Genomic DNA, 14,126 nt, shown 5'->3' on the forward strand with positions numbered 1-14,126 from the left:
AGGGCGACGATGAAAACTGTGCCAAAACCGAAAAATAGCGCGGGGCGTAACGTCCCCATAGCTATTGGCGTTGGCGTTGGATTAGGCGCACTCGTAATTTTTGCGATGTGGGCCGGACAGCTGGCGTGGTACATCCTCGTCGCCGTCGCGGTGGCTGGTGCCATGTGGGAAGTTCTCACGCGTCTGCGGGAGCACTCCTATCACTTGCCACGCACGTTAATGATCATCGGCGGGCAGCTGATGGTGTGGAGCTCGTGGCCTTTGGAAACTGAAGGGCTCATTGCGTTCTACGTCATTGCTGTCTTAGCTTTGATGTTTGGCCGACTTTTTCATAATGGACGACACCGGCCACCGATTAATTACCTGCGTGATACCGCAGTGGGTGTTTTCGTCCTGACATGGATTCCCATGTTCGGCTCTTTTGCCGCGATGTTGTCAGCGACCTCGCAGGGCGCGTCGTCCATTCTGGTCTTCATGCTGTGTGTAGTCGCATCCGATACTGGCGGCTACATCACCGGCGTCATGTTCGGCTCACACCCCATGGCACCGGCCGTGAGTCCGAAGAAATCCTGGGAAGGGTTTGCCGGCTCCATTATCTTTGGCATGGTCACCGGCGCATTGAGCATTCACTTCCTGCTGGAGCGCGAAGCCTGGGCCGGCGTGATCATGGGGCTTGGCTTGGTTGTCTGTGCAACCCTCGGAGACTTGGTGGAGTCTCAGTTCAAGCGCGAGCTGGGCATTAAAGATATGTCCAATATTCTGCCGGGCCACGGCGGGTTGATGGACCGCCTCGATGGCATGTTGCCGGCAGCGATGGTGACGTGGCTGGCTATTTCTTTCCTAGGCGTTTGATTTGGCGGCGCAATTCCAACATGCGCCATCCGCCAATGAGCGCCATAAATAATGCGCCGCCAATGGCAAAGAGCAAAAAGGCAATACCTGCTGGAAACTCACCAGACCACGCGAAAATATTAAGTTCTACCGACTGCTGATTTTGTAAAATGAAGATAATCAGCAAGATCAACAAGATGAATCCGATGATCAACGCAATCCAGGTTGACGCCGCGAAAGAACCTCTGACCTTTGCTTTGTCTTGTGCTGGTTGCTCAACCGCCGGTTCGATTTCGGTGGAAGCAGTGGCTTCCTCGGTTGGTTCAGTGTAGTGGTATTCCTCGGAGGGGTTTGGTGTAGTCATACCCCTCATTAAATCTGGTGAAACCGGTTTTGCCCACTTAACCCGCCCAGAATTGGGAAAAATAGTCCAAATCATGCGAAGATGGCGGATATGGCGCAACCAATTGAATTAAATTTTACTAAACCCCGTCGCGGGCTTCCCCCGAAGCACTTCGCTGACTACACCGAGGCAGAGCGCATTAAGATCCTCGATGAGCTAGGTCTGCCCAAATTCCGTGCTAAGCAACTGGCTAAGCACTACTATGTTCACCACACCGTGGACGTTGATGAAATGACCGATATTCCGGAATCCGCACGCAAGGATATCCAGGAAAAGTTTTTCCCGCCGCTGATGACCCAAATCCGCGGCTTTTCCACCGATGACGGTGAAACCACCAAGTCCCTGTGGCGCTTACATGACGGCACTCTCTTAGAGTCTGTGCTGATGCGTTACCCAGGCCGCGCGACCTTGTGTATTTCTTCCCAGGCTGGTTGCGGTATGGCCTGTCCTTTCTGCGCGACCGGTCAGGGCGGCTTGGACCGCAACTTGTCCGCAGCAGAGATCGTCGAGCAGCTGCGCAACGCTTCTAAGACCATGGAAGCTGAAGGCGGCCGCTTGACCAATGTTGTGTTCATGGGCATGGGAGAGCCACTGGCCAACTACAAGCGTGTGGTTCACGCTGTGAAGCAATTTACCGACCCCGATGGATTTGGCATGTCGATGCGCAACGTGACCATTTCCACCGTTGGTCTTGCACCAGCTGTTCGTAAGCTTGCCGATGAAGGCCTGTCCTGCACCCTGGCTATTTCCCTGCACACGCCTGACGATGAATTCCGCAACGAGCTCGTGCCCGTGAACCAACGCTGGGACGTGGATGAAATTTTGGACGCTGCGCGCTACTACGTCGATAAGACTTCCCGCCGCGTATCCATTGAATATGCACTCATTCGGGACAAGAATGACCAGGATTTCCGCGCGGACATGTTGGGACAGAAATTGCACAAGGTGCTAGGCTCAAAAGTCCACGTAAACTTGATTCCGCTCAATCCGACCCCGGGGTCTGAGTGGGACGCATCACCTAAAGAACGACAGGAAGAGTTTGTTCGCCGGGTAATTGCCCAAGGTGTTCCATGCACCGTCCGCGACACTAAGGGACAGGAGATTGCCGCAGCGTGTGGACAGCTCGCCGCTGAAGAAAGGCAGTAATGGAAGCACTTCGGATCGAAGGCCTGACTAAGAAATACGGCGATAAAGTCGCCGTAAACAATCTCAATTTGAGCATTCCTTATGGCTCAATTTATGGCATCGTCGGTCCGAACGGCGCTGGCAAGACAACCACGTTGACCATGGTCACCGGCATTACGAAACCGGATGCCGGAAAATCGTGGATTGCCGGACATGAAACGGGTTCTATCGAAGCCAAAAGGGCGATGGGCCTGTTGATGGACGGTGCGCCAGTGTTTGAAAAGCTCTCCGGCGCCGAATACTTGCAATACCTTGGCGCTTTGCGCAGCATACCCACCACAGACGTCGAAGAACGCAGCAGGGAGCTGCTCTCGGCGCTGGGGCTTAGCGATGCCGCCACGAAGTACATCGGCGACTACTCCGCCGGTATGACGAAGAAGATTCTCCTCGCCGGCGCCATCGTGCATGACCCAGAAGTGCTCATTTTGGATGAGCCGCTTGAGGCGGTGGATCCAGTATCATCCCGCATGGTGCAGCAGCTTTTGCGTAGCTACGCCGCCCGGGGAGGAACAGTCATCTTATCTTCCCACGTCATGGAGCTAGTAGAAGGTCTGTGTGACCACGTGGCTCTCATCAACAATGGGGAAGTAGCCGTCGATGGGGAACTCGACGCTGTTCGCCAAGGCAAGTCCCTAACGGATGTCTTTGTGGACTACGCAGGTGGTGCTGAATTCGACGAGTCCACCTTCACCTGGCTGCGAGGTAACTAATGACCTCCACGCTTTTTAAACTCCACCGCACCTTATGGTGGCGCACGGTGAAAAAGAACCCGACCGTGCTCATCGCCGGTGCCATGATCTTGTTCTATGGCTTGCTCAGTGTCCTGTCCATGGCCTTTCAAGTTACCTCGCCTGAAGCACTTCATGCCCCTGTAGCTTTCGGCATGGTCGCGATGCTGATTCTCGCCATGGCCATGCCCGCCAACGAGCAGCAGATCACGCAGGAAACCTTTCGAACCCTGCCGATTGAAAATCTGAAGCCCGCCATGGCACTGTCTTCCTTGTGGACATCACGCGCGATGCTGACGATGGTGTTTACCATTATTTGGGCCATCTTTGGATTTACTCAACTACCCATTGGCCAAGGCATCCTGTTTATCATCGGCTCTGTTATCGCGGCCGCCACCACGATTGTCTACATGGACGTGATTGCCAAGATCGGTAAATCTCGCAAGGAAATCCTTGGTCTGATCGGTGGCATCGGGCTTATCGGCATGATCTTCTTCGCCGTCAACATCAGCAACACCGCCGCGATGGATTTACCGCTGGATGAGGTGGGAGCGATTGCCGCATGGACTCCCTTTGGTGCCGCTACTGGTTGGGCGACAGGGAGCATCGTCAAGCTGCTCATTGCTCTTGCGACCCTCGCCCTTGGCGTGTGGCTATGGTGGCGCGATATTGAGGAAGCACCAGTACAAGCCAAAGACCATGACAAGGCCGACCTGCGGATTCCCCTCGTTCCCGATTCACCGTCTGGCATCGAGTTTGCCCGCAGCCTTCGCTACATTTTCCGCGATAATCGTCTGTTGCTCTCGGTATTGGTTCTTCCCATCGTGGTAGTTGTTCTTTTGGTGCAGTCCATCGCGCAAGGAGTCCCAGAGATATCCTATGTAGCACTGTTCGTGTGCGCGCTGATTTCTGGGGCCATCGCCGTCAATGACTTCGGCTACGACGGTCCTGCCATGTGGGTAAAGATGATCGCCCCGGTGCCCATGGGACGCCTGGTACTCGCGCGGCACTGGGCGCATATGGTCCTTCCGTTTTTGACGACTGTGATTTTCGCGGTCATCGTGTTGTCGCTTCATGGCGTGCAGGAAATAAGCATCATGGTTGCCTTCGCAAGCCTTGGTGTGCTGATGGTCTCTGCGGCGCTGTCACTGCTCCTTACGACGTACAACCCGTACCCGGTTGCCCCTCCTGGGACGAGTCCTTGGGCGGACAAGTCGGGCTACTCGGGTGCTGCCTTTGTGGCTGTGTTCGGGCTGATGTTTTTGGGATGGATCCCTGTAGCCCCTGGCGCTGTCATCTTTTTCATGGGACAACACATCATCGGCATGATGATTGCCGTGCTTATCCCCGCAGCACTGTACGCGGGCGCGATCGCGTTGGTGAACAAGACGGTTGCCAACCGCATGCCGCGCGTTTATGAAAAAGCAGGAGTCTGGGTTAATTAAAATGGAGGTTCTCCTTCCTCCACGTCTTCTTCGATGAGGACTTCCTCGCTGAGGACCTTCTCAGCGATATCTTCGACATCTGCCATCATCTGGGCGAAGACTCGAGCGTTGCGTCGACGAGCGAGGTTGGCTTGGGCTACAGTTTGTACCCACCGGGCTTTACCTTCTGACATCGGCCCGCTCGCGGTCGAACATTCCCACGTCCCATCTTGGAAAAGCCAGAAAATATCGCGGGAGAATGGGTCCATGATGTAGAAGGCGCGGCGATCCGTCTTCACGTTGTGGTGGTGCTGGCATAAGCTCGCGAGATTCCACGCTGAGGTCGGCCCGCCGTCTTGGTGGTTGTGTCGGTGGTCCGTTTGGCACCGGTGCGCGGAGACATCGCATCCTGGCCACCGGCAGGTTCCATCCATTCCGACTACCGCAGAGCGGATAGAGTCTGTGGGGGAGTACGCCGTGGTCTCGGAGGTACTGGCTTCGTCCATGTCGCGGGTGCTTGAGAGCCTTTGCAGCATCTCTTCCGCGTCTTCTGGCGTCAACCATCCGATTCCGGGGATAAAGACGGGGGCTGACTCAGTTTTTGCTTGATAGAGATTTAAAATAAGTTTTGCTTGCGGCTCTTCTTTTCCGCTCAGCAGCGCGATGGCCGCTTTGGCATAAGATATGTCTTTGCGTGCGGCAAGTTCTTTGATGCATGAGTCAATGACAGCACCGGCTTCGGAGTCCAACTGCAATTCGATAAAGGCTTGTTTTCCGGAGTAGCTAATGCAGTAACGTAGCTGCGGCTTTTTATCACCATTAGACAAAGAAGAATCCTCAAGAGCAATGAGCTCATTGAGGAAATTAGTAATGGAACGGCGAGACGGCATGCGCTGGTTGCGTCTCGTCGGGGTGAGAAACAGCGATAGCTCGAGATCTATACGCTGCATCATGTCTGGATCCGGAACGGGGCCTAATTTATCGAGAGTGTTGTTGATTCCGATAAGCCGGTCGATATCCAAGTGGCACAGGCGGTGGAAGACCGCGTTGGTTTCGGGAAGCTCACGTAGTCGCATAATGCCAAATACGGCGGCACGGACATAGCCTACGGATACGCCAAAAGTAGATGACATTTTGCGGGCATAAAGCTCGAAATCCTCATCGTCGTCGGGAATGTGTTGCATCCAAATATTGAGATCCATGCAGCGGCGAATCATGCCCTGCACAGCGAGATGATCATTGGTGTTGTTGATGGAGTAGTACGCTAATTCGTTTAATGGTTCAGGTCTTAAGGTGCACCCAAGTGCATCCCAGTCAATGGCTTCTAGGGTCGAGGTATCGGACATGCGAGTAACCACAATCTTAAAAGTATTCGAACAAAGAATCTAATTAGAAGTATAGTGTCGCCGCGGGAAAGCGCAAGGGTATCTGCTAATCAATATTCGAATATATGTTCACCGTGGTGGGCAAAGAAAAACCGCCTCCGGTTGACCCGGAAGCGGCAGGAGCGTCGCTGGTTAGTTTTCCAGTGAAGCTGTGGAGAATGGCTTCACGCGCAGGTGCTCAACGCGGGAAGGCTCGATATTCATGGCACGCAGCTCGGCATCGGAAAGCGTTGCGTAATCGCCGCCCAAGGTCTTCTGCTCGTAGGTCCAGTCTGGCTCTACGTGGCCTTCAGGCTTGTTGTGGCCGGTCAAGGTGCGCACCTGAGAAAGCTTTGGCTGGAAAGCGTGAATCAGCAAACCGATAGCAATCAGGATGGCGAAGGCGAATAGCCAAATGGTCTCAACGTGGCCCTGGTGGTTACCGAAGTTGAAACCTAGCAAGGTCAATACCGTGACCCAACCGGCGATCTGGGTGCCGGTGCGTGGGGTGCGGGACCATCCGAAGCCAGCAGAAGGAACGTCACTGGTGGACACGCCGTCGTATACCTCTGGCGCCTTGTTGTGAGAAGACACGTGCTCTCCTTATTTCTGTCAAAGCCACAATTCTTCCCATCATCTTAGTCCATCCCTGGTGTGATTGCGGTAATCCACCCCCGTAAATCATTTGCCGTTGACTAAGGTGGGGTGAGTGAAACGTATTCTGATTCTTGGCTCAACAGGTTCAATTGGCACCCAGGCGCTCGAGGTGATTGCGGATAATCGCGATAAATTCGAGGTCGTTGGCATCGCCGCAGGTGGAGCAAACCCTGACCTCGTCGTGGAGCAAGCTCGCACATTTAACCTTTCGGCGGACCGTGTGGCAGTAGCTAATACCCAGGCAGCAGCCAAGGTTGCTGATGCTTTGGGTGGGGCAGTGGTCTCGAGCGCTGCTCAGCTGGTTCGAGAGGTCGAGGCAGATACCGTTCTTAACGCGCTGGTCGGGTCGATGGGGTTGGAGGCCACGTTGGCCACCATTGAGGCGGGGGAGATTTTGGCTTTGGCCAATAAGGAGTCACTGGTTGCAGGTGGTTCCATCGTCATGGACAAGGTCAAGCCGGGGCAATTGATTCCAGTGGATTCAGAGCACTCTGCCATGGCGCAGTGTCTTCGCTCCGGGGAGCGAGGGGAGCTGGCACGCTTGGTGCTGACTGCCTCCGGTGGGCCTTTTCGCGGTTGGACCCGGGAGCAGATGTGGGAGGTCACCCCGGAGCAGGCTGCTGCGCACCCGACATGGTCGATGGGGCAGATGAATACTTTGAACTCCGCAACGTTGGTCAATAAAGGCCTCGAGCTCATTGAGGCGACGTTGCTCTTTGACATTGAAGCAGAGCTTATCGATGTCTCCGTACACCCCCAATCCATCATTCACTCGATGGCAACTTTTAAAGATGGATCAACAATTGCTCAGGCGTCTCCTCCTTCGATGAAGTTGCCTATTTCGCTCGCCTTGAACTGGCCATACCGCGTTCCTGATGCGCAGCCGGCGTTGGACTTTACGCAGTCGATGCAGTGGCAATTTGAGCCGGTGGGCGAAGCTTTCTCCGCCGTGCAATTGGCGGCGGACGTGGCGGGTAAAGGCTCTTTGCCGGCGGTGTATAACGCCGTGAATGAAGAAGCTGCCGAGGCGTTTTTAGAGGGGAAGATCAAGTTCCCGCAAATCGTCGATTGCATCACAGAAGTCTTGGATTCAGCTTCTGAGTTTGCTGGTGTACCCTCAAGCGTCGACGATGTGCTTGCGGTGGAAGCTGAAGCGCGTCAGCGGGCGCAGAAGATTTTGTCCGCGTGGTCATCCCGCTAATTTCTTAATAGAAGGCTTAACTAATGGCGAATCTCTTGGGCATCGTGCTCTTTGCCCTCGGCATCTGTCTCACAGTCGCACTGCACGAGGCGGGCCATATGTTTACCGCGCGTGCTTTTGGCATGCGTGTGCGCCGGTTTTTCATTGGCTTCGGACCCACCTTGTGGAGTGTTCGCAAAAACAAAACCGAGTACGGTGTCGCGGCTCTGCCCCTAGGTGGCTTTTGCGATATCGCCGGCATGAGCTCCCAGGATGAGTTCATCACGGAAGAAGAACGCCCGTACTTGATGTACAAAAAGCCATGGTGGCAGCGCGTCATCGTGCTCTCCGGTGGCGTGGCAGTCAACCTGATTCTGGGGTTTTTAATCCTCTTTGTCGTCGCACAAACCTCTGGTTTAGCTAATCCCAACGCGGATGTTCGTCCAGTCGTGGACGAAGTTACGTGCTCCGCAGACCAGTTAGACAATGGTGAATTGGCCGAGTGCTCCGGTACCGGACCAGGTGGCGAGGCCGGCATTGAGCCAGGGGATAGGATTCTCAACTTCAATGGTGAACCCGTCGAAACCTTCCAACAACTCCGTGAGGAAGTGCTGGTTCGCCCGGGCGAGACCGTGGATATTGAAGTCGAACGTGGCAATAGTGTGCTGGAATTTCCAGTAACCCTGGATACCGTTGAGCGCCTTGTAGACGGTGAGATGGTTGAGGCTGGATCTATTGGTTTGGTGCAGCGGCCACTAGATATCATCGAAAAGCATAGCTTTGTCGGCGCTATCCCTGCGACCTGGAATTATTCCATGTACATGCTCAATGCGACCGTGCATGGAATTGCTGAATTTCCCTCGAAGATTCCAGGAGTTGTTGCTTCCATCTTCGGCGCAGAGCGTGACGTAGAAGGGCCGATGTCTGTCGTTGGCGCATCGCGAGTCGGCGGCGAGCTTGTGGAAGCGAACCTGTGGGCGGCCTTTTTCACGATGCTGGCTTCGCTGAACTATTTCTTGGCGTTGTTTAATCTCATACCGCTGCCGCCGTTTGACGGAGGTCATATCGCAGTGGTGCTGTATGAGAAGATTCGTGATTTCTTCCGGAAAATCCGTGGAAAATCACCAGCTGGTCCCGCAGACTATACGAAACTCATGCCAATAACCTATGTAATTGCTGCGGCTTTGATGTCTGTGGCTGCGGTGATTATCGTGGCAGACTTCGTCAATCCCATTAAATTGCTCGGCTAGAAACCGGTGCTAAAGTAGGGGAACAATACCCCATGACAACAAGGAGTGTAAATGTCTATTGGTCTAGGTATCCCAGAGGGCCCTCCACCAACCTTGGCGGAGCGTCGTAAGACTCGTCAACTTTTCGTTGGCGATGTCGGCGTGGGTTCTGACCATCCGATCTCCGTGCAGTCGATGACCACAACGAAGACGCATGACGTCAACTCAACTCTGCAGCAGATTGCGCAATTGGCAACCGCTGGTTGCGATATTGTGCGCGTGGCGTGTCCTCAGACTGCTGACGCAGAGGCGCTTCCAGCGATTGCGAAGAAGTCTCCTATCCCAGTTATTGCCGATATCCACTTCCAGCCGAAGTACATCTTCGCTGCGATCGATGCCGGCTGCGCTGCGGTTCGCGTTAACCCAGGAAATATTAGGGAATTTGATGGCCGCGTCAAGGAAGTCGCGAAGGCTGCCGGCGAGGCTGGCATTCCGATCCGCATTGGCGTCAATGGCGGCTCCTTGGATAAGCGCCTATTAGAAAAGTACGGCAAGGCCACCCCAGAAGCATTGGTGGAATCCGCCATCTGGGAAGCTAGCTTGTTTGAAGAGTACGGCTACGGCGATATTGCGATCTCCGTCAAGCACTCTGACCCCGTGCTGATGGTGGAAGCCTACCGTCAGCTCGCAGAGCAGACTGATTACCCACTGCACCTGGGCGTGACTGAGGCTGGGCCGAAGTTTATGGGCACCATTAAGTCCTCCGTGGCTTTCGGTGCGCTGCTTTCGCAGGGCATTGGCGACACCATTCGTGTGTCCTTGTCCGCGGACCCAGTTGAGGAAATCAAGGTTGGCGACCAAATTCTGCAGTCGATGAACCTGCGTCCACGCAAGCTGGAAATCGTATCCTGCCCATCCTGTGGTCGCGCACAGGTGGATGTGTACAAGTTGGCTGAAGAAGTCACCGCTGGTCTGGACGGCATGGAATTCCCACTGCGCGTGGCTGTTATGGGCTGCGTGGTCAACGGTCCTGGCGAGGCTCGTGACGCCGATTTGGGCGTTGCATCCGGTAACGGTAAAGGCCAGATCTTCGTCAAGGGTGAAGTCATCAAGACGGTTCCTGAGACCAAGATTGTTGAAACCCTCATTGAAGAAGCAATGCGCATCGCTGATGAGCAGGGCCTGGAAGCTGTCGAGGGTGCGAAGGCACAGGTTCGAGTAACTCGCTAAATTTCTGTGTTGGTCAGCCGAAACAGCACCTTTTGCTGCTAGGCTGCTAACTCATGAAACGGTCGGTATCGCTGCTGTGTGCAGTAACAATAGCTGCAGGCACGGTGGTGGCGTGTACCCCCAAGCCGGTTTCAGCCGACCCCACCGTAGATTCCATCATTACTGCGATGGAATCCGGTGAAGCCTTCGGTGAATACTTTGATCAATCCGCCGAAGTCGATGACATTTTTACCTCCACCTACGAAGGTTTGCAGGCGGAAAGCGTCGATGTGGAACTCCACGATATCGACCAAAATGATTCCCGAGCGACCGCCAATTACACCATCACGTGGGATTTGCCGCGTGAGCGAGAATTGTCCTATGACACCTCGATGGTGCTTACCAAAGCCAACGATGAATGGACGGGGCGATGGCAGCCCAGCATGGTGCACCCACAGCTGGGAGCCAATCAACATTTGGAGTTGCGCTCCATTCCTGCCGAGCGCGCTAGCGTGGTTAGCTCAGACGGCGTGGAACTAATGCGCCCTGGGCTGCAGTACCGCGTGGTCGCGGATATGCGTGAAGTTGAAAGCGTGCGCGCCTTTGCAGGCAAAGTAGCTGGCGCTATCGACGAAGCCGGCGGGAAGGCTCCCGACGCAGAAGAGCTTGCCGATGAAATGCGCGAGGTCGACGGCAATTATTCCGTGGGCATTTTTGATGAAAAGGTGGGCAAGAAACTCCAAGCCCGTTTCACCGAGGACCCGCAGGTGCGCATCAATGAAGAACCTGCGTTAGTCGTGCGCGATGAAGGCTTTGCCCGGGATTTGATGTCACGGGTGTCCAACTTGGTCTCTGATGATGTCAATGGCGTCAACGGCTGGTCTATCGATGTCGTCAATGATGAGGGCGCGTCGTTTACTCAAGTAGTAGAGCACGCGCCGGATCCATCGCCAGCTGTGCGCGTGAGCATTGACTATGACGTGCAACGTGCCGCTGAGGAAGCCGTCAACCTTCGGGCAGATTCGCAGACGATGATGATCGCGATTCGTCCGTCCACGGGAGAGATTTTGGCGGTTGCGCAAACGGAAGCCGCAGACCGCGACGGTGATGTGGCGTTAAGCGGGCAGTACCCACCTGGCTCGGTCTTTAAGATTATTACCGCGGCCGCCGGAGTGGACAACCAAGGTCTGACCAGCGATTCGATCGTGCCTTGTCCGGGAACGATGGATATCTTTGGCCGTATCGTGACCAACTACAACGGCTTTTCCAAAGGCAATGTGCCGCTTATCGATGCCTTCGCGAGCTCCTGCAACACCACGTTTGCCGATATGTCCACGCAGTTAGAACCTGGGCAGCTTGCCGATGAGGCCAAGCAGTTCGGCCTGGGCATCGACTATGAGATTCCCGGACTCACGACTATGACCGGTGAAGTGCCCCATGGTGATACTCCACTGGAGCGCACCGAAGCCGGCTATGGCCAGGGGCATGACCTCGCGTCTCCGTTCGGCATGGCTTTAGTGTCTGCAACGGTTGCCAATGGCTCTACTCCGGTGCCGACCTTGGTCTCGACCGAGGAGACCAAAGTGTCCGAGAAAGTTGCCCCGCCGAGTGAGCACGTCATAAACCAAGTACGTGCGATGATGCGCCAGACCGTAACATCAGGTACTGCAGCAGGCATGCAAGCGCAAGGCGAGATCTTTGGCAAGACCGGTGAAGCTGAGATTAATAACGGATCACACGCTTGGTTCACCGGCTATCGCTCTGATGACGATATTGCTTTTGCAACGCTGGTTGTTCTGGGTGGTGGTTCGGAAACCTCGGTATCAATTACTGATTCTTTCTTCCAGAACCTGGATCAGAACCGAGCTGAACCCCAACGCGAATAAGTTCTTTGAGCAGGACTACGATGTAGGACATGACTACTCGTGAAAAGTTGAAGCCTGGCAAGCCCACCCCGGTCCGCAAGGTCCCAGATCATATTGAGCGTCCAGAATATGTTTGGAAAGATACCGTTCAAGAGGCCATGGGGGAGCCGTTTGTTCAGACCCCAGAGACCATTGAGGCGATGCGCGAGGCATCCAAGATTGCTGCTAATGCGCTCAAAGAAGCCGGCGCTGCAGTTGCTCCTGGCGTTACCACCGATGAAGTTGACCGCGTAGCTCATGAGTATATGTGTGATCACGGCGCTTATCCGTCGACGCTCGGCTACCTTGGGTTTACCAAGTCCAGCTGTGTATCGCTCAATGAGATCGTGTGCCACGGCATTCCGGATACCACCGTGATTCAAGACGGAGATATCGTGAATATCGACGTCACGGCTTATAAAAATGGCGTGCACGGCGATACCAACGCCACCTTCTTAGCGGGCAATGTCTCTGAAGAACACCGCTTGCTCGTGGAGCGCACCAAAGAATCCATGATGCGCGGTATTAAAGTAGCCAAGCCAGGACGTGAGATTAACGTTATCGGCCGTGTTATCGAGTCTTATGCGAACCGCTTTGGCTACAACGTCGTCCGCGACTTTACCGGTCACGGTGTCGGCCCCACCTTCCACAATGGTTTGGTGGTTCTGCACTATGATTCCACCGCGTACCGGAATGTTTTAGAGCCAGGCATGACGTTGACTATTGAGCCCATGTTGAACCTCGGCTCTTTGGAATACGATATCTGGTCCGATGATTGGACTGTCCAAAACCGTGACGGAAAATTCACCGCGCAATTTGAGCACACCATCGTTATTACCGAAGACGGCAATGAAATTTTGACGCTGCCGGATTAATTCCGCGCTTGAAATGCACAAAGTCGCAGCCACCACCTGGTGACTGCGACTTTTCTTATCCGGACTTCTTAGAACTGAATGAAGTGTGGGAAGTAGCCGTTGTATACGCCGTAGTTGTATGCAGCGATTGCGCCGCCAACAACGGTGCCGATAGCAGCAACGATGTTGCCATCGCGCCAGAGACGAGCCCAACCTGGGTTGGTGATATCGCCGTTATCTTCCTGGTTGCCCTTTGCGCTGCCTAAGAATTCGGTGCCAGATACGTCTTCACCAGCGTTCATTAGCTCACCGAACTTCGAGGAGAGGGTAGGGAACTGATCAGAGTCATCAGAGGACAGAACCTCTTGGCCACGCTCGGAGGACAGAACGGAAGAGCCCTCAGCGAAGGAAGAGTTGGAGTTTTGGTGATCAGCATCCTGCGCGGAAGCAGCGGTGATACCGGTGAAAGAGACAGCGACTGCGGTAGCGGCAGCAACAGCAGCGGTGCGGAATTTACGCATTAGTGTGAAACCTTTCGAGGAGTGTTTGTTAGAAGCTGCGGTTTACTGACCGAATTGGATGTAGTTAGCCAATGGGCCAACAACTAGTCCAATGATGGAACCGATCGATGCAACGACGGTCAAAGCGTAAAAGCCCTGAGCCCAATCTGGGACGTTGTCGAAGTTCTTGGAGGAGCCGAAGATATCCTGGCCGGTGAACTGGGTGTTCTTATCGTTGCCCTCGCCATGGTCGACAAGACCTGAGTCGGCGATCTTCGAAGACAGGGTTGGAGCGGAATCAGCGGTGCCGGATTCGGAGGACAGCGAAGAGCCTTCCTCGGCAGAAGCGATGGTGGCGCCGCCGAAGGCAACAGCGATTGCGGTTGCACCGGCGATAGCAGCGTTGCGGATACGCATGTGAATTTATCCTTATGAGTCGTACTGGCAGAGTCTCCAATTGAAGACCATTGTGTTATTGGAAATCCAGGGGTTTTCCAGAAACACGCGGACGCCGGGATGCGGCTGTAGCCGGTGTCACAAACGAACTCTAACGAACAACCTCGTTCTTTGCAGAGGTATAGCGTAAAAACCGCGTTTATATTCACGAATTCTGGGGCATGTAGATCATTTGGCGGCACAAAATATCAGCAAAAGTTCA

14 protein-coding genes are annotated in these 14,126 nt (G+C 54.5%); 9 read left to right on the top strand and 5 right to left on the bottom strand.

The window, feature by feature from the left end:
- Positions 1-9: 9 nt before the first annotated feature.
- Positions 10-852, top strand: coding sequence for a phosphatidate cytidylyltransferase (locus tag CAMM_RS05525; RefSeq protein ID WP_003845380.1), 843 nt, complete (start codon positions 10-12; stop codon positions 850-852).
- Here CAMM_RS05525 and CAMM_RS05530 read toward each other — a convergent pair.
- Entirely contained in the window at positions 830-1,195 is a 366-nt protein-coding gene (locus tag CAMM_RS05530; RefSeq protein ID WP_040354372.1) for a LapA family protein, read from the bottom strand. The two genes, CAMM_RS05525 and CAMM_RS05530, sit on opposite strands and share 23 nt — an antisense overlap.
- Positions 1,196-1,285: 90 nt before the next feature.
- Here CAMM_RS05530 and rlmN point away from each other — a divergent pair, with 90 nt between their 5' ends.
- The 3 genes from rlmN to CAMM_RS05545 are packed head-to-tail and all read left to right on the top strand — an operon-like array spanning position 1,286 to position 4,592.
- Positions 1,286-2,380 (top strand): dual-specificity RNA methyltransferase RlmN, encoded by a 1,095-nt coding sequence (gene rlmN, locus CAMM_RS05535; RefSeq protein ID WP_040354374.1) that lies wholly within the window; start codon positions 1,286-1,288, stop codon positions 2,378-2,380.
- Complete coding sequence (locus tag CAMM_RS05540; protein ID WP_003845385.1) at positions 2,380-3,129, top strand: ABC transporter ATP-binding protein; 750 nt, start codon at positions 2,380-2,382, stop codon at positions 3,127-3,129. Before rlmN ends, CAMM_RS05540 begins: the two co-directional genes overlap by 1 nt.
- Positions 3,129-4,592, top strand: coding sequence for a hypothetical protein (locus tag CAMM_RS05545; protein ID WP_003845386.1), 1,464 nt, complete (start codon positions 3,129-3,131; stop codon positions 4,590-4,592). The genes CAMM_RS05540 and CAMM_RS05545 overlap by 1 nt, the downstream gene beginning before the upstream one ends.
- On the opposite strand, the gene CAMM_RS05550 is transcribed toward CAMM_RS05545, so the two are convergent.
- Positions 4,589-5,917 (bottom strand): HNH endonuclease signature motif containing protein, encoded by a 1,329-nt coding sequence (locus CAMM_RS05550; protein WP_003845389.1) that lies wholly within the window; start codon positions 5,915-5,917, stop codon positions 4,589-4,591. The two genes, CAMM_RS05545 and CAMM_RS05550, sit on opposite strands and share 4 nt — an antisense overlap.
- A 171-nt stretch (positions 5,918-6,088) precedes the next feature.
- On the bottom strand, positions 6,089-6,529 hold the full coding sequence (locus CAMM_RS05555) for a DUF2631 domain-containing protein (protein WP_003845392.1): 441 nt from the start codon (positions 6,527-6,529) through the stop codon (positions 6,089-6,091).
- 115 nt (positions 6,530-6,644) lie between these two features.
- Between CAMM_RS05555 and dxr the strand changes: the two genes are divergently transcribed.
- From dxr to map, 5 genes are read left to right on the top strand one after another with little or no spacing between them, the layout of a single operon-like run.
- Positions 6,645-7,793 (top strand): 1-deoxy-D-xylulose-5-phosphate reductoisomerase, encoded by a 1,149-nt coding sequence (gene dxr, locus CAMM_RS05560; protein WP_003845394.1) that lies wholly within the window; start codon positions 6,645-6,647, stop codon positions 7,791-7,793.
- Positions 7,794-7,816: 23 nt separating this feature from the next.
- Positions 7,817-9,022, top strand: a complete 1,206-nt coding sequence (locus CAMM_RS05565; RefSeq protein ID WP_003845395.1) for a M50 family metallopeptidase — start codon at positions 7,817-7,819, stop codon at positions 9,020-9,022.
- A 51-nt stretch (positions 9,023-9,073) separates the two neighbouring features.
- A complete protein-coding gene (gene ispG / locus CAMM_RS05570) occupies positions 9,074-10,231 on the top strand; it encodes a flavodoxin-dependent (E)-4-hydroxy-3-methylbut-2-enyl-diphosphate synthase (protein ID WP_003845396.1) in 1,158 nt (385 codons plus the stop codon).
- A 53-nt stretch (positions 10,232-10,284) separates the two neighbouring features.
- Positions 10,285-12,096: a penicillin-binding transpeptidase domain-containing protein gene (locus CAMM_RS05575; protein ID WP_003845398.1), complete on the top strand. Its 1,812-nt coding sequence runs from the start codon at positions 10,285-10,287 to the stop codon at positions 12,094-12,096.
- Between the two features lie 29 nt (positions 12,097-12,125).
- Entirely contained in the window at positions 12,126-12,989 is an 864-nt protein-coding gene (gene map, locus CAMM_RS05580; RefSeq protein ID WP_003845399.1) for a type I methionyl aminopeptidase, read from the top strand.
- 68 nt (positions 12,990-13,057) lie between these two features.
- Here map and CAMM_RS05585 read toward each other — a convergent pair whose 3' ends face one another.
- Positions 13,058-13,489 carry a hypothetical protein gene (locus CAMM_RS05585; protein WP_003845401.1) on the bottom strand — a complete coding sequence of 144 codons (432 nt, stop codon included), beginning with the start codon at positions 13,487-13,489 and terminating at the stop codon, positions 13,058-13,060.
- 42 nt (positions 13,490-13,531) lie between these two features.
- Positions 13,532-13,885 (bottom strand): hypothetical protein, encoded by a 354-nt coding sequence (locus CAMM_RS05590; RefSeq protein WP_003845403.1) that lies wholly within the window; start codon positions 13,883-13,885, stop codon positions 13,532-13,534.
- Between the last annotated feature and the right edge of the window lie 241 nt (positions 13,886-14,126).

Source organism: Corynebacterium ammoniagenes DSM 20306 (assembly GCF_001941425.1).
GTDB classification, from domain to species: domain Bacteria; phylum Actinomycetota; class Actinomycetes; order Mycobacteriales; family Mycobacteriaceae; genus Corynebacterium; species Corynebacterium ammoniagenes.